The sequence below is a fragment of the Candidatus Neptunochlamydia vexilliferae genome (assembly GCF_015356785.1).
Lineage (GTDB): Bacteria > Chlamydiota > Chlamydiia > Chlamydiales > Simkaniaceae > Neptunichlamydia > Neptunichlamydia vexilliferae.
Window position 1 is genome coordinate 23412 of record NZ_JAAEJV010000001.1, and the last position, 15604, is coordinate 39015.

At 47.2% G+C, this 15604-nt stretch carries 17 protein-coding genes; 11 read left to right on the top strand and 6 right to left on the bottom strand.

What is annotated here, in order from left to right; translation table 11 throughout:
* Positions 1-2: 2 nt before the first annotated feature.
* From NEPTK9_RS00120 to NEPTK9_RS00140, 5 genes are all read right to left on the bottom strand, one after another.
* Complete coding sequence (locus NEPTK9_RS00120; RefSeq protein ID WP_194846795.1) at positions 3-176, bottom strand: hypothetical protein; 174 nt, start codon at positions 174-176, stop codon at positions 3-5.
* Positions 154-510, bottom strand: a complete 357-nt coding sequence (locus tag NEPTK9_RS00125) for a hypothetical protein (protein ID WP_194846796.1) — start codon at positions 508-510, stop codon at positions 154-156. The genes NEPTK9_RS00120 and NEPTK9_RS00125 overlap by 23 nt, the downstream gene beginning before the upstream one ends.
* Positions 511-515: 5 nt before the next feature.
* The gene (locus NEPTK9_RS00130) at positions 516-1433 is read right to left on the bottom strand and encodes a hypothetical protein (protein ID WP_194846797.1); all 918 of its coding nucleotides are present in this window, start codon (positions 1431-1433) and stop codon (positions 516-518) included.
* Positions 1414-2154 carry an amino acid kinase family protein gene (locus NEPTK9_RS00135; protein ID WP_228546926.1) on the bottom strand — a complete coding sequence of 247 codons (741 nt, stop codon included), beginning with the start codon at positions 2152-2154 and terminating at the stop codon, positions 1414-1416. The genes NEPTK9_RS00130 and NEPTK9_RS00135 overlap by 20 nt, the downstream gene beginning before the upstream one ends.
* Before the next feature lie 234 nt (positions 2155-2388).
* Positions 2389-2664, bottom strand: coding sequence for a hypothetical protein (locus tag NEPTK9_RS00140; RefSeq protein ID WP_194846798.1), 276 nt, complete (start codon positions 2662-2664; stop codon positions 2389-2391).
* A gap of 1412 nt (positions 2665-4076) precedes the next feature.
* Here NEPTK9_RS00140 and rpsA point away from each other — a divergent pair.
* The 10 genes from rpsA (at position 4077) to NEPTK9_RS00190 (ending at position 14144) form a co-directional block, all read left to right on the top strand.
* Positions 4077-5792, top strand: a complete 1716-nt coding sequence (rpsA, locus tag NEPTK9_RS00145) for a 30S ribosomal protein S1 (RefSeq protein ID WP_194846799.1) — start codon at positions 4077-4079, stop codon at positions 5790-5792.
* Entirely contained in the window at positions 5793-7067 is a 1275-nt protein-coding gene (nusA, locus tag NEPTK9_RS00150; protein ID WP_194846800.1) for a transcription termination factor NusA, read from the top strand.
* Positions 7068-7071: 4 nt separating this feature from the next.
* Positions 7072-9393, top strand: a complete 2322-nt coding sequence (infB, locus tag NEPTK9_RS00155) for a translation initiation factor IF-2 (protein ID WP_194846801.1) — start codon at positions 7072-7074, stop codon at positions 9391-9393.
* 9 nt (positions 9394-9402) lie between these two features.
* Positions 9403-9771 carry a 30S ribosome-binding factor RbfA gene (gene rbfA, locus NEPTK9_RS00160; RefSeq protein ID WP_194846802.1) on the top strand — a complete coding sequence of 123 codons (369 nt, stop codon included), beginning with the start codon at positions 9403-9405 and terminating at the stop codon, positions 9769-9771.
* Positions 9764-10453 carry a tRNA pseudouridine(55) synthase TruB gene (gene truB, locus NEPTK9_RS00165; RefSeq protein ID WP_194846882.1) on the top strand — a complete coding sequence of 230 codons (690 nt, stop codon included), beginning with the start codon at positions 9764-9766 and terminating at the stop codon, positions 10451-10453. The genes rbfA and truB overlap by 8 nt, the downstream gene beginning before the upstream one ends.
* Positions 10450-11310, top strand: coding sequence for a hypothetical protein (locus NEPTK9_RS00170; protein WP_194846803.1), 861 nt, complete (start codon positions 10450-10452; stop codon positions 11308-11310). The genes truB and NEPTK9_RS00170 overlap by 4 nt, the downstream gene beginning before the upstream one ends.
* Positions 11307-12404, top strand: a complete 1098-nt coding sequence (gene ychF, locus NEPTK9_RS00175; protein ID WP_194846804.1) for a redox-regulated ATPase YchF — start codon at positions 11307-11309, stop codon at positions 12402-12404. The genes NEPTK9_RS00170 and ychF overlap by 4 nt, the downstream gene beginning before the upstream one ends.
* Before the next feature lie 106 nt (positions 12405-12510).
* A complete protein-coding gene (locus tag NEPTK9_RS00180; protein ID WP_194846805.1) occupies positions 12511-13107 on the top strand; it encodes a type IV toxin-antitoxin system AbiEi family antitoxin domain-containing protein in 597 nt (198 codons plus the stop codon).
* A complete protein-coding gene (locus NEPTK9_RS00185) occupies positions 13104-13511 on the top strand; it encodes a nucleotidyl transferase AbiEii/AbiGii toxin family protein (RefSeq protein WP_194846806.1) in 408 nt (135 codons plus the stop codon). The genes NEPTK9_RS00180 and NEPTK9_RS00185 overlap by 4 nt, the downstream gene beginning before the upstream one ends.
* 66 nt (positions 13512-13577) lie before the next feature.
* The gene (locus NEPTK9_RS00190; protein WP_194846883.1) at positions 13578-14144 is read left to right on the top strand and encodes a nucleotidyl transferase AbiEii/AbiGii toxin family protein; all 567 of its coding nucleotides are present in this window, start codon (positions 13578-13580) and stop codon (positions 14142-14144) included.
* On the opposite strand, the gene NEPTK9_RS00195 is transcribed toward NEPTK9_RS00190, so the two are convergent.
* The gene (locus NEPTK9_RS00195) at positions 14120-14263 is read right to left on the bottom strand and encodes a hypothetical protein (RefSeq protein ID WP_194846807.1); all 144 of its coding nucleotides are present in this window, start codon (positions 14261-14263) and stop codon (positions 14120-14122) included. The genes NEPTK9_RS00190 and NEPTK9_RS00195 overlap by 25 nt on opposite strands.
* A gap of 150 nt (positions 14264-14413) precedes the next feature.
* On the opposite strand from NEPTK9_RS00195, the gene sctU reads away from it, so the two are divergent.
* Positions 14414-15502: a type III secretion system export apparatus subunit SctU gene (gene sctU, locus NEPTK9_RS00200; protein WP_194846808.1), complete on the top strand. Its 1089-nt coding sequence runs from the start codon at positions 14414-14416 to the stop codon at positions 15500-15502.
* The last annotated feature ends 102 nt before the right edge of the window (positions 15503-15604 follow it).

A 15604-nucleotide genomic window follows, 5' to 3' on the forward strand; every position in this document is an offset into this window, starting at 1 on the left:
TTTCAAATAGCAGCAATAATTCCAAAGTAGTCCTTCTCATCATCCTCGAGATCGAGGGTGATGAGAGGCGATGCAATGGGCTGCAGTTTTTCGATGTAGTCTCGCTCCCCTACGAGGAAGAGGTAGCCTCCCTCCTCTTTGCTGAGGAAGGGTTTAGGCGAGAGAACCTTTTCCACGAGGAGGAGGAAAAAGGGAGTGGAAGAAGTTCTCAAGGAGGAGACCCTCTTTTTTTCCGACGTCGCCGAGCACTTTTTCTAGCCCCTTGAAAACCACATCTTGTCTAGAGATCATTCCCCCATTAAAGTCGCGGACCTCCCCAAAGGTGGCCTGCAGTTTTTTGAGGATGGCCTGCCGCGCCTTGTAGAGGTCGATGGAGCGGTCCTCACGGAGGAAGGGGGCATTGGGAAGCTCCACTTTAAAGACGGCGGCTTCTTTGGGGTATTTCTTTCTGAGGGTGCCAAGCTGTTTGATCCGGTCGATCTTGGGACGTAAGGGGGAAGCCAGGAGCACATCTTCTAGGAGGGGGGCGCATGTGGAAGATCGCGGGCAAAGCGGAGCTCCCGCCCGAGGGTAATGATATGACGGAGGATCTCCTCTTCGTTGCGAGGCATGAAGAGGGTGTGCTGCAGGTGTTCGATCTTTCCCTTCAGGGTACATGGGAGCCACCTTTTTAGGTCGGCAATCTCTTGGAGCTCAAACCCTCCCTCTTTTTCTATCTCGATGGTAAGGAGGTGGAGGGGCTCTTCTTTTTCTTGGTAGTCACTTCCTGAAATGAGTGTCACCTCGGGAAGGATGTTTTGGATCGCTTTGAGGAGATGATTTTTTTTGAAGACTTCGTTTTCTTTCAGAAAGTTCATCGCAACGGTCACCTCAAGCGCCTCTTTTTGCTCAAGAGGATAATTTAAGGTGCGCCGCCTTACCTTCACCTCTGCATGGCGACGGCCCGGTTGCTGCTCAGCGGTGCGGAGAACTTTTTTCCGTAAGGTGTAAAGGGCGCGGAGGGTTTCGGCCACTTCAAAGACGGTCCGACACCGGAAATATTGATCAGAAAAGGCGAGGAAGAACTGTTGCATCTCGGAAAAAAGGTGGGGAAAGCGGCGGATGATCCTCAAGATCTGATCTTGAATCAGCCCCCGTTTTTCATCCATGGAAAGGGCTTTCATCTCTAGGATCCGGGCAGCATGGTAAGGAGAGAGGACGCCGAGTTCGATTTCATAAAGGGTCCGCTCGAGCTGCGCTTTAAACTCGGGCCCTGCTTCGGTAAAGTGGGCGTTGAGCAAAAGCCCCTCCCCCTCTAAGAGCTCCAGGGAAAAGCGGTCAGCCGACCCACTTTTGGTCACCATCTCTAAGAGAAATTTTCCGATGAAGGGGCGGTTAGACGCTAAGAAGTGAAGGGTAAAACCGTCGCCTTCTTCAATGCACTTTGTTTCCAATCGATGTTCCAGGATAGTGCCTCCACTGATCCTTCCTAAAACTCATGACGTGTAAAGGTAAACCCTTTTTTGATGCAAGTAAAATAGACGCGGGGTGGATGACAAACTCAGAAAATTGAAGTGCTTCTTCATAAGAAATCGCTTCGAGGAGGGTCGCTCCCCCATTTTTTTTTGGATCGTCAGAGTAAACCCCTAAAACATCTTTAAAAAACTCCACCTTTTCAGCGGCAAGGGCCGCACCTAACGCAACAGCTGAGGTATCGCTCCCTCCCCGCCCCAGTGTCGTGATCTCCTTGTCTTCGCTCACCCCCTGAAAGCCGGCAACGATAACGACCTTCCCCTCATCCAGATGTTTTTCAATCCGCGTGGGGCGAACCGCCACAATCTCTGCCGCATTATGGTCCCCTGAGGTGATAATCCCCGACTGGCTCCCCGTCAAACTCACAGCGCTAATGCCTCTTTCCTCAAGGGCCATCGCGAGGAGGGACATGCTGATCCGCTCGCCAACCGAGATGAGCATATCCATCTCCCGCCGCGCAGGCTCTTTTGCCACCTGCCGGGCAAGCCCCTCTAGCTCATCGGTCATTCCCTGCATCGCGCTGACCACGACAACGACCCGCTCATACTCGCCCCGCCGCGCATCAATCACGGCGCACACCTCCCCGAAATGGGCCGGTGTTTCAAGGGCCGCTCCCCCAAACTTCATCACAATCGTTTTCATGGCCCCATCCTACAACGTCCCACTTCACCTGTAAACGACAAAAATTTTGGCATGGTTCAAAATAGGGTAACAATTTTTGGTCTTATGAAAGATGCGTCGGGGGCAAGCCCCCTGCTGCCCCCTTGAGCTTCAATCTGGCAAGCCAAATCGACCCTCCTCGGGGGGCCGTGCAAAGCACTGTTCCACCCCTCGTGCGGGGCGATTTTGCAGAGCCATTTTGAAGCCGCGGACAGCTCACCGCATGGCTTTTCTTCGCCTTCGGCTCCGAAGCCATGTCAGTTCGCTGGAAAGGTTCTTTCCTAGAAAACCTTGATCAGCCATTTGGTTGACAAACTCATTTCTTTGCATTTCTTTTGTAATACCAGGAGTTGGAGGAATCCCTGTAAAGAAGAATTTTTGAGGAAAACTTCCCGAAAACTCTTCTATTAACCGGCTCTTCCCAATCCTTCGTCTTCCTTTTATAGCAATAAAGGTCGCCACTCTTCGACTTAAGCTCTTCTTCTCTACCAACAAACATATAATGCCCTTGTGTCGCTAAAAATGTATTTCCTGATTTAATGATACTTTTTCAGATGTTTTTTGCATCATTAATTTTGTAATTACAGTTTTAGTGATGCAAAATATCGCAAACCATTTATAATAAGAAATATAAAAAATGACTTTTGGGTAAAAATCCACTAATAAACTTCACCTAGTGCTCTGTCAACCCTAAAAATAGGGATATCTTGATTTATCTTTTCCCGGCTGGCTTCATGTTCGATCTCACAAACTTATAAAAGTTTAGATTCGATCTCCACACTTTGCCAACCGAAAAAATTTCAACCAATCTATCCTCAATTTTAGGATTGACAGAGCACTAGGGCTATCGCAGTGTCCCATTCACCCCGTCTGTAAACGACAAAAATCGGCATGGTTCAAAATACAGCATGCTGAGGTAACACTTCACGACGTAGCTTTTCTTCGCCTTCGGCTCCGAAGCCGTGTCGGTTCAGTGGATTTTTTTTGTTAAGCTGAAAGTCGAGCAAAGCGAATATGGTAAGTGGCTAAAAACCTGGAAAAAAAGAGGCTTGTTCCTTGGTGAAAGATGTGCAAGGTTTTCTAGGAAAGAACCTTTCCAGCGAACTGACATGGCTTCGGAGCCGAAGGCGAAGAAAAGCCATGCGGTGAGCTGTCCGCGGCTTCAAAATGGCTCTGCAAAATCGCCCCGCACGAGGGGTGGAACAGTGCTTTGCACGGCCCCCCGAGGAGGGTCGATTTGGCTTGCCAGATTGAAGCTCAAGGGGGCAGCAGGGGGCTTGCCCCCGACGCATCTTTCATAAGACCAAAAATTGTTACCCTATTTTGAACCATGCCCAAAAATCTCCTAGATTAAAAATCAATCGAACTATTAGTCTTTTGACATGTCAATAAACAGCATTAGTTCCTCCTCGTGTTCAACAACAGAAGAAATCGTATCTGAAACGGAAAAACCACCCCAGTCAACAACTCCAAGTAAACCGGACGACCATTCCCCTCCTGCAGCTTTAACGCCTCAGAACACGAGCGATCAAGACGATATTACCAACAAAGTGAAATAAAAACTTTCCAGCGAGCTGACGTGAGTTCAAGCCCGGAGAGCGCCAGAACGAACGCGCGAGCTGTCCACGGCAAGGGGGCAAGCGGGGGGCTCCGCCCACGACGGATCTATATATTCTACTCAGGAGTTTTCTACTGTTTCACCTCTTATTTCCCCCGCCAACCGAACTATAAAAAAACTATTTTACATCTCTTCTCGCATGTAAGGGTTGCTTTTTTTAGCAATTATTTGTTACTCTAGTTCGTTATAAGGTCCCTCCTGCCATGAAATATTTTGACACGGAGAAAAGTAAGTCCAAAAGATTGGGCAGGACCCTAGGATGAATCTAAGGAGAACCCCTGTAACCATGTCTAAAGATCTAGAATACGATTGGAATGAAAGTAAAATCATCGACGATGTCGAATTTCAATCGGAAGATGCAAAATTATTTAAACAACTACTCGATAATAAAGAAGAAAAAGCCGAAGAAGGCTCCCTCTCACTCATGGAAGTCGGGCAAATCCTTAAAGGAACCATTGTCGAACTCACCCCAGATTTCGTCGTCGTCGATGTTGGCCTCAAATCTGAAGGGCTCATCCCCGTTAACGAATTTCTCGATCCCGACGAACTCCAAATGAACAATGTCATCGAGGTTTTCCTCGACCGCGCAGAAGGCGAAGATGGTCAGATCGTCCTCTCAAGAGAAAAAGCACGCAGACAACGGCAGTGGGAATATATCGTTGAACACTGCGAAGAAGGCTCGGTTGTCGAAGGGAAAGTCATCCGAAAAGTCAAGGGTGGCCTCATGGTCGATATCGGCATGGAAGCCTTCCTCCCCGGCTCTCAAATCGATAACAGACGGATCAAAAACCTCGACGAGTACGTTGACAACATTTACGACTTTAAGATCCTTAAAATTAACATCGAAAGAAAAAATATTGTGGTCTCTAGACGAGAACTTCTCGAAGAAGAAAGAAGTTCTAAAAAGGCTGAACTCCTCGAAAACATCGCAGAAGGAGAAACCCGCACCGGAGTGGTTAAAAATATCACCGACTTTGGTGTCTTCCTCGACCTGGATGGGATCGATGGCCTCCTCCACATCACCGATATGACCTGGAAACGGATCAAACACCCCTCTGAAATGGTCGCCCTAAACGACGAACTCGAGGTGATGATCCTCCACATCGACAAGGAAAAGGGACGTGTCGCCCTCGGCCTTAAACAAAAAGAGAGCAACCCTTGGGAAGAGATCGAAGAGCGTTACCCCATCGGAACCCGCATCAAAGGGAAGATCGTTAACCTCGTCCCCTATGGTGCGTTCATCGAAATCGAGCCAGGGATCGAAGGACTCATCCACGTCTCTGAAATGTCATGGACCAAAAATGTGACCGACCCAAGCGAAATCGTCAATAAAGGGGACGAACTCGAAGCGATCGTCCTTTCGGTTCAAAAAGAGGAAGGAAAAATCTCCCTCGGCATCAAGCAAACCGAACAAAACCCCTGGGAAGGTGTGGAAGAAAAATTCCCTGTGGGAAGTACGGTTAAAGCAGAGATCCGAAACCTCACCAACTACGGAGCATTTGTCGAGCTCGAGCCAGGAATCGATGGCCTTATCCACATTTCTGACCTCAGCTGGATCAAAAAGGTTTCCCACCCTTCCGAATTCCTGAAGAAGGGAGACACGGTCGAAGCTCTTATCCTTTCTGTAGATAAAGAGAGTAAAAAAATTACCCTCGGAGTGAAGCAACTCGCAGACAATCCTTGGGAAGACATTGAGAAAACCCTTGCTGCAGGAGCTGTTGTTAAGGGAAAGGTCTCTAAAATTACCGCTTTCGGCGCTTTCGTTGAGCTTGAAAATGGAATCGAAGGACTCGTCCACGTCACAGAGCTTTCTGATAAAGCTTTTGGAAAAGTTGAAGAGGTTGTCTCTGTTGGCGATGAGGTCACTGCAACAGTGATCAAGGTAGATCCGGAACATAAAAAGGTCTCCCTTTCCATTAAAGAGTACCTCGTCGAAACCAACCAAGAGAACCGCGATGATATCGTCGTCACAAAACAAGAAGAAGAGGACGAGGAAGAGTAAATGAACAAAGATCTAGTCGCAATATTTGAATATCTAGAACGGGAAAAGGGGATCAAGCGAGAAACGATCATTGATGCGATCGAAGAATCGCTTCAGGTCGCAGCCCGTAAAGGTCTCAAGGGAGTCGGCCTCGTGTCGGTTAAAGTCGATCCAAAACAAGGAACGATTGATGTCACCGCCGAAAAAGAGATCGTTGAAACGATCGAATACCCCGAAGAAGAGATCCTTCTAGAAGAAGCTCGCGAACTCGACCCCAACTGCGAGATGGGAGACTTTGTCCAAGTCCCCATTCCTCCGATCGATTTGGGCCGGATCGCAGCACAAACGGCTAGGCAAGTGATCTCTCAAAAGCTCCGCGTCGCAGAAAAGGATGTCATCTACGAAGAGTACCGTCACCGGATCCATGAGCTCGTCTCTGGAACGGTCAAGCGGGTCGTCAGAGGAGCTACCCTCATCGTCGACCTCGGAAAAGTAGAAGCGATCCTCCCTGAACGTTTTTACCCAAAAACAGAGCGGTACCATGTGGGTGACCGGATCCAAGCCCTTCTTTGGGAAGTTAGAGATACCGAAAATGGGGGAGCTGAAGTGGTCCTTACCCGCAGCCACCCTGAAATGGTTGAACAACTCTTTATCCAAGAAGTTCCCGAGCTTAGCGATGAAACGGTCGGCATTAAAAAGATCGTTCGCGAGGCCGGCTACCGGACTAAGCTTGCTGTTTATTCCAACGACAACAGGGTCGACCCTTTAGGGGCCTGTGTGGGTGTGCGAGGAACACGGGTGAAAAACATCATCCGAGAGCTTAACAATGAAAAAATCGACATCGTGATCTACACCGAAGATACTGTAGACCTCCTCTACAGTCTCCTCCATCCAATCGAGCCGAAAAAGCTTCAGTACGATGAAGAAAATAGGATCGTTCATCTCGTTGTCGAAGATGATGACTACCCCATTGTCATTGGAAAGCGGGGGATGAATGCCCGCCTTAACGCCGCTCTTATTGGAGCAGAACTCGACGTGAAAAAGATGTCTGCTTACCAGACTGAACTTTCATTTGAAAGGCAACAGATCCAAGAAGAAGAGTGCCCCGAGCTCGATGTGGAAATTTCTACAGTCGAAGGAATCAACTCTTTTGTGATCGACACCTTAAAAGATGCGGGATTCGATACTCCCCGAAAAATCCTCAACCTCTCTTCCAAAGAGCTCTCTAAAGAGACGGGAATTAGTGTTGAGATGGCAGATGATCTCATGGAGAAACTGCGCAAAATAAGGACATAATAATTTGGCCAAAAGCTTAAAACTAAAAGTTAAAAATGCCCAGCTCGCCGAAGCACTAAAAATCAATAAGGCGAAGAAAGAAGAAGAGGAAAAGAAAAAGGCTGAAGCTAACAAGCCTAAGAAAGCTGCTGCGCCTAAAAAGGCCGCTCCCCCTAAAAAAGAGGTGACGGTTCCTAAGAAAGAAGCTCCTCCTCCGCTTGAGAAAAAGCCTGCTCAAAAAAAGGCCAAAAAAGAGGAGCCAAGGGGGCTTCCTCGCGTTAAAATAAAGTCAGGACCTCCTAAAAAAGAGAAGGCATCTCCTGCTGCTGAAACCAAACCTAAAACAGTTCAAGACCTCAAAAAGCAGGAAAAAGCGCGCCCCCCCTCTTTCAAAGAGGAAAAAGGGTTTAAAGCTCAGCTTGACCGCCGCCCTGCAGGACGGCTCAAGCCCGAAACCGGCGGCCGTTTTGATGCACGTGATAGGCAAGGACTGCGCGTGGGAGAAGAGCGGGCCTACCGCCGTCGCCCCCGCCGCTTTAGGCCAAAACGGAACGAGGCAGAAATCATCCGCCCTAAAGAGATTTCTGTTCGGATCCCTATCTCGGTGAAAGATCTCGCTCAAGGGATGAAACGAAAAGCCTCTGATTTAATCTCAAAGCTCTTCATGCAAGGGATTGCGATCACCATTAACGACTATCTTGATGACGAAACAACAATCCAACTTCTTGGTCACGAATTTGGGTGCGAAATCAAGATCGACACCTCTGAAGAAGAGCGGCTCAAAATCACCGATAAAACGATCCAAGAAGAGATTCAAGAATCTGACCCCTCTAAGCTGGAAGCTCGTGCTCCCGTCATCGCCTTTATGGGTCATGTCGACCATGGAAAAACAAGTCTTATCGATGCGATCCGTAAAAGTGATATCGCAGGGGGGGAAGCAGGAGCGATCACCCAACATATCGGTGCCTTTAAATGTCATCGCGAACAGGGAGATATCACCATTTTAGATACCCCGGGTCACGAGGCCTTTACCCTCATGCGTCAGCGGGGAACAGCGGTCACCGATGTGATTGTTCTCGTCGTCGCCGGAGACGAAGGGATCATGCCTCAGACCGAAGAGGCGATTAAGCTTGCCAAAGGGGCAGGAACCTCTCTTGTTGTTGCGATCAATAAGTGTGACAAAGAGGGTTTTAATGCGGATAACGTCTTCCGCCAACTTGCCGACCATGAACTCCTCCCCGAAGCTTGGGGTGGCGATGTGATCACCGTCAACTGCTCTGCTCAGTCCGGAGAAGGGATCCCAGCTCTTGTAGAGATGCTCGTCCTCCAATCCGATGTCCTAGAACTCAAGGCAAATCCTGAAATGCGGGCGCGTGGAACAGTGATCGAATCCCAAATGCATAAAGGCTTTGGATCAGTCGCAACCGTCCTTGTCCAAAATGGAACCCTCCGCCTAGGCGATGCCCTTGTCTTTGAAGATCTCTATGCGCGGGTCAAGACAATGCATGACGAACATGGCAAACCGGTTAAAGTCGCTGGTCCCTCTACCCCTGTAAAGATCACCGGCCTATCGGGTGTTCCCGAAGCGGGGTGTGAATTTATCGTCGTTGGAAGTGAAAAAGAGGCCCGTAAACTCTCCGAAGAAAGAGCCTCTGGAGCGAAGCGAGAAAAACTGAAACGGGGACGAGGAGAGCTGGAAAGCTTTATGACCCGCCACCAAGAACTCGAAGAGAAAAAGGTGGTTACTCTTATCCTCCGCGCCGATGTTCAAGGCTCTGTCGAAGCGATTAAAAACTCCCTCCTTGCGATTAAAACCGACAAGGTGGAGCTCAACTTTATCAATGAAGGTGTTGGGGAAATCTCTGAGTCGGATGTCGAACTTGCTGCCGCCTCAAATGCTGTGATTATCGGCTTCCATACCCAAGTGGAAAGTCACGCCGAAGATCTGATCAAGCGGAATAAAGTGGTCATCAAAAGACGGGACATCATCTACCAAATCATCGACGATGTCAAAGAGATCATGCTCGAGTCGCTCGATAAGGTACGTCATGAAACCGAAAAAGGAACCGCTGAAGTCAAACAGGTCTTTAAGTCGTCTCACCTAGGCCTTATCGCTGGATGTATCGTTACCGATGGAGCGATCAAACGGGACTACTATGCAAAACTTGTCCGCGATGGAGAGGTCATCCACGAGGGAAATATTGGCTCTCTGAAGCGGGTTAAAGAAGATGTCAAAGAGGTCACTAAAGGAATGGAGTGTGGAATCCTCCTCCACAAGTTTTCCGACTACCAAGAGGGTGACCTGATCAAAACCTTCGAAATCACCTATATCCAACAGGAGCTATGAGCCGGTCCAATGACAAGACGTACAGAACGACTAAACTCCCTTTTAAAAGAGGTGATTACCGAGGTGATTCGGAAGGATGTCCGCAACCCAAAAGTCTCTGAGTTTACCACCGTGACCGAAGTGGACATCTCGAAAGATCTCCACCATGCCAAGGTTTACATCAGCATCATTGGCAATGATGAACAGCGGAAGGGGACGGTTGAAGCGCTAGAAAGTGCTGCCGGCTTTATCGGCGTCCACGCCTCCAAAAAGGTGGTGATGCACCACTTCCCGACTCTTACCTTTCGCCTCGACACTTCTGTCGATAAGCAGATGAAAATCGACTCCCTTTTAAAGAAGATTCATGAGGAAGAAGCCTCTCGAAAAAACCATGAGTGATCCGAAGCGCGAAGGAATTCTCCTCGTTGATAAAGAAAAGGGGCGGACCGCTTTCTACCTCGTTAAAGTCCTCAGAAAAAAATCGGGAATCCAAAAAATTGGTCATGCGGGAATTCTTGACCCCTTCGCGACGGGGGTGATGGTGATGCTTGTCGGCCGCCCCTACACCAAAATCTCTGACCGCTTCTTAAAAGATGATAAGGAATATATCGCTACGATCCGCCTGGGGCAAGCGACCGACACCTACGATTGCGATGGGCAGATCACCGAAATGAGCGACCATATCCCTTCCTTTTCCGATGTGGAGGAGGCGGTTTCAGAATTTCAAGGAATCATTGACCAGGTTCCTCCAATGTTTTCAGCTAAAAAAGTGGGAGGGCAAAAGCTCTACCTCCTCGCTCGCAAGGGGATAGAGATTGAGCGGAAGGCTGTTAAGGTGGAGGTGGAAACAACCACTCTCGATTATTCTTATCCCGAGCTAAAAATTCAGGTCTCTTGCTCTAAAGGGACCTATATCCGCTCGATTGCAAACGACTTAGGGAATAAGCTGGGGTGCTACGGCCACCTAACAGCACTGAAGCGGATCCGGAGCGGTCTTTTTAAAATAGAAGATTGCATTGACGCAAAATCCCTTTCCGAGCCATCCTTTTGCTATATCCCTTACCTAAGGAAGTCGGTATGAACGTAGTACATTCTTTAGATCAAATCCCAGAGCTTCAAGGGCCTATCGCCCTTTCGATTGGGACCTATGATGGTGTCCACCTCGGCCACCAGATGATTATCAAGCGGTTAAGAAAAGAGACCCGAAAAAAAGGGAGTACGGTTCTCCTCACCTTTTTAAACCATCCGAGCACCTACTTGAGCCCCAATGCCCCTGTCCCCCTTATAACAACCACCGACCACCGGATTGCCCTCTTAAAAGAGGCGGGTGTCGATCTGGTGATTGCTCTCCCCTTCAACCAGACCTTTGCACGCCAGTCCTATCAAGAATTTTTTACCGCTTTAAAGGAAAAACTCCCCTTTGATCACCTGATCGTTGGCGAAGATGCCCGTTTCGGAAAAGAGAGGGCTGGAGGTCCCGATGAGCTTCAAGCGCTTGGGATCCCCATCACCTACCTTAAAAAAGATGGGATTTCCAGTGGAGCGATCCGCCAGCTGATTGAAAAAGGGGAGCTCAAAAAGGTGAAAAAAATGCTCGGGCGTCCCTACATCATCCGCCTCCCCTTTGATCAAGGAAATGTCATTCGAGAAAACGATGGGCAGTACCGCTGGGAAACAGGAGTGAGTCAGCTCTCCCTTCTCCCCTCTGCTGTCTATGGGGTTGACCTTATGGCCGACGAAAAAAAAGTTCCCGGGATCGCTTTTTATCGGGGGACCCAAAACATCCAAAAAGAGACCGAGCTCTCTTTGACCCTTTACTTTGAAAAAGAGCTTCCCGCTGCCCCTTTTATTGACATTACCTTTCTTGCCTACCTTCATGACGAGCTCGACCCTAACCTCTCCCTTGGAAACTTTAAAACGGAGCCTTCTCTCGTATGAGCAATCTTTCTTGCGGCATCGTTGGTCTTCCCAACGTCGGAAAATCGACCCTTTTCAACGCCCTTTTAAAAAAGGTGCAGGCAGGGGCAGAAAATTTTCCCTTTTGCACCATCGAGCCCAACGTCGGGATCGTCAACGTTCCCGATGACCGCCTTGACGTTCTCTCCAAACTTTCGAAGAGCAAAAAAGTTCTCCCTGCCACCATGACCTTTGTCGATATTGCCGGCCTGGTTAAAGGGGCCTCCAAAGGAGAAGGTTTGGGCAACCAGTTCCTCGCCAATATCCGAGAAACCGACGCCATTGTCCATGTGGTCCGCTGCTTTGAAGATGACGAGGTGGTCCATGTCGAAGGGAAGATTGACCCCATTGGCGATATCGAAGTGATCAACTTAGAGCTCATCCTTGCTGACCTTCAAATGGCCCAAAATAGCCTCCAAAAAATTGAGCGTCAAGCGAAGGGAAATAAAGCCCTTATGCCAACCCAAAACCTCCTACAAAAAATCATCGATCATCTCAATGAAAATCAGCCGGTCCGCTCTATCGAGCTCACCAAAGAAGAAAAAGAGCTCCTGAAAACCTACCACTTCATTACCGCAAAAAAGGTGATCTACGCTGCCAACCTTTCTGAAGAGGAGATCACCACCCTCGACTCCCCTCACTACCGCGCTGTCCAAGAGTATGCCGCCAAAGAAAAAAGTCAGCTCCTCCCCTTCTGCGCCAAGCTTGAGGAGGAGCTCGCCCAACTTTCTGAAGAAGAGGCTGCCGAGTATCTCGACTCCCTAGGGCTCAAAGAGCCTGGACTCAACCGCCTCATCAAGACCAGCTTCGAAACGCTAGGCCTGATCACCTTCCTCACAACGGGTGAGCAAGAGACCCGCGCCTGGACCGTCCCGGCGGGTTCCCCCGCCCCCGAAGCTGCCGGTAAGATCCACACCGACATCCAAAAGGGGTTTATCCGCGCCGAGGTGGTCACCTTCGACGATATGGTCGCCTGCTCAGGCCGCGTTGGGGCCAAAGAAGCGGGCAAAGCCCGCTCCGAAGGGAAGGACTACACCGTCCAAGATGGGGATGTAATCCTCTTTTTCCATAATTAACCAAAAAAAACAATCCTTATACAACTGTTTACAAGTGCTTTATTGCAAATTTTTGTAATAAAAACACCCATTTGACTTGATTGGGTGTTTTTGTTACATTAAAAGAATGAAAAAGTCCAAATATTTAAAAGCTTTTGCAGCGTTAGCAAAGAAACCAGTATTCAGCGCTAAAGATGGTCGTAAGGTAGGCATCCCTGCTAGAATGTTAAGTTATTTTTGTTCAAAAGGATGGATTGAAAGAGTTGGCAGAGGGGTTTACAAAGTAAAAGATGTCGAAATCACCCAAACTATAGAGTGGGAAGATTTAGCAGTTACCGCAATGAGTATTCCAGATGGGGTGATTTGTTTGATTTCTGCTCTTTGTTATTATGATCTTACTGATGAAATAATGCGTGAGTTTTGGATTGCTATTCCCCATCCTACAACGTCTCCGAAAAGAGAAAATACGCGCATTGTACGAATGAGAAATATCACGATAGGTCAGACAACTGTTAAAATAGGTAAGCAAAAAGTAAGAATTTTTGATCGAGAAAGAACGATTATAGATTCTTTTCGTTATCTAGATAAGGAAATCTCCCTAAAAGCTCTACAAGTTTACTTAAGAGCCGATAAAAGTTTTAAGCCAAATATAAAAAAATTGATCGAATATGCTAGACTGTTTCGAGTAAACATTACCCCTTATATTATGGCCATGACAGTATGAAGTCTATAGAACAATCGATCAAAGAAAAAATCAAAGTACTTGCAAAAGAGCGGAATACCCCTTTCAGCCAGTTATGGAGAAATCTCATTCTTGAAAGATTTCTAACACGGCTATGCAAGTCGCCCTTCAGAAGTAAATTTATTCTCAAGGGGGGAACTTTATTAGCCAAATATTTGCCAATAGGAAGAGAAACAAAAGATCTCGACTTCTTTGTTGATAACCTTTCTCTACAGAGCTTGGCTGTTACCAACGCTATTAAAGAAATTTGCCAGATCGACCTTCAGGACCACTTTATGTTTGAATTGGTTAAAGCGGAACCCTTAACACACCCTGACAAGCCTTATCCAGGAACATACCTTCAGCTTTTAGCAAAGTTTGGTGCAACTAAAACCTATGGGGTGTGATTAAAATCCGTACTCTATGAAGACCCCCCTTCTTTCGGGAAGTTTTCTACCAGATTTGGCCAGCTTATTAGAAAATTTGACAACCACCTATTAGCCCTTTCTCAGGAAAATGCCCCAGCCGCTTCCAAGGAGTTTCATAGAGTACAGATTTTAATCACACCCAAAACCTATGTCCGCATTGACCTAGGATTCGGTGATATTGTAAAAGCTATAGACTACCCAGTTAACCTCTCCTCCACAAAAAAAGGACCTTTATTTGAGAGCACGATTACCCTTCGGTGCTACCCCAAGGAGTTTATCTTTGCAGAAAAGCTGGAAACAGTCCTTTTTCGGGGGGAGAGTAACAGTCGCATGAAAGATTTCCATGATCTCTATTCACTGATTAAATTCGGTAAGCTTTCCCATAAAAATACAGAAGAAGCTATTAAGCTTGTGTTTAACCACAGAAACACTTCTTTTAAGGAGCTACCAATCCGCTTTAAACAAACCGGTTTAGAGCAACTTGAAAAAGGTTGGAGCTTATATTTTCGAAGGCTCTCCCCCAAAAGCTCGACAGTCTTGCCTCCCTTTTTGGAACAAGTCATTGCAGATCTTAATGAATGGCTTGCTCAAAGTACATCTCTAATCAAATAGGTTTTTCCCACTCTTCGACGTCCATAAACAGCCATAAATTCAGCATTATTAGATGTAAAAAATTTATTGAGAATTTCCTTTTCTTCTTTTCTTCCAATGACTTCTGTTTTTTTAACCATCTTGATTCCTTATTTATTGTGCTGATTATAGCCACCCCTATAACCAGCACAATAAATCAATTTCTGCGGTTATTGTGCTGGTTTGAGCCCCCTCTTCCTTAATTAATAGGGATGGGGTATGCTGGTTTTTTTGTAATCACTACGGATTGAATGGCTGAGAAAACCGAAAAGGCGACCCCAAAGAAGCTGCGCGATGCGCGCAAAAAAGGGCAAGTCGCCAAATCTAAAGACTTCCCCTCTGCTTTTACTTTTATTACCTCCTTTGCGCTGATTGTGGCTACTTCGGGCTATTTTTTTAAAAATCTAGCAGGCTTCATGGTCACGGTCTTTACCGGAATTGGCCGCGGAGGAGAGGGAGACTCCCTTTTTTCACAAATTCCGATGTATCTCATGGCTGCTATCCAGGTAATCTTTAATACCTCAATGCCTTTTATGATCTTGATCTCACTGGTAGGAGTAATCGTTAACTTTTTAATTGTCGGCCCCCTTTTCTCGATGCAAGCGATGAAGCCCGACATCAAAAAGCTTAACCCGGTGACTAACCTCAAGGGGATGTTTAAGCTCAAGACCTTTATCGAGCTTTTGAAGTCGATCATGAAGATCGCTGGTGCGGTTATTTTAATCTACTCGGTAGTAAAAAATAGCCTCCCTGAGATTATCGCAACGGCAGCGATGCCGATCATGGGAAGCGCCATTGTCTTTAGTAAGTTTTTGGTTAAAGTGGCGGTGCGGGTCGGCATTTTCTTCCTCGCTGTGGCCATTTTTGACCTCGTTTTCCAAAGGAAAAACTTTGCAAAAGAAATGAAGATGGAAAAGTTCGAAGTCAAACAAGAATACAAAGATACCGAAGGAAACCCCGAAATCAAGGGAAAAAGACGGCAAGCACAGCAAGAAATTGCCTACCAAGATGGTCCCCCAGTAGCAAGGCGGGCACGGGCGGTCATCACCAATCCCATCCATCTTGCCATTGCTTTAACCTATGATGCTGAAGAAGATCCCGCTCCAAAAATCCTCATTATGGGAAAAGGAGTAACAGCGGAAAATATTGTAAAAGTCGCTCAAGAACACCATGTTCCGATTATGAGAAATGTTCCTTTAGCTCAAGAACTATACAATAAAGGGACAATCGGTCATTATATACCTGAAGAGACCTATGAAGCGATTGCTGAGGTCTTGAAGTGGCTTGACACTATTGAAGCAACAGCAGAACCTGAATACAACATTGACATCTTTAAATAATGAACCTATCCGCAAATTCAAACATTTTTTCTTTCCGTCCTTTCTGCCCCTTTTTGAAAATTGATTTTTCGGCCTTGTCTTTTGGACAATGTCCTCAAATCA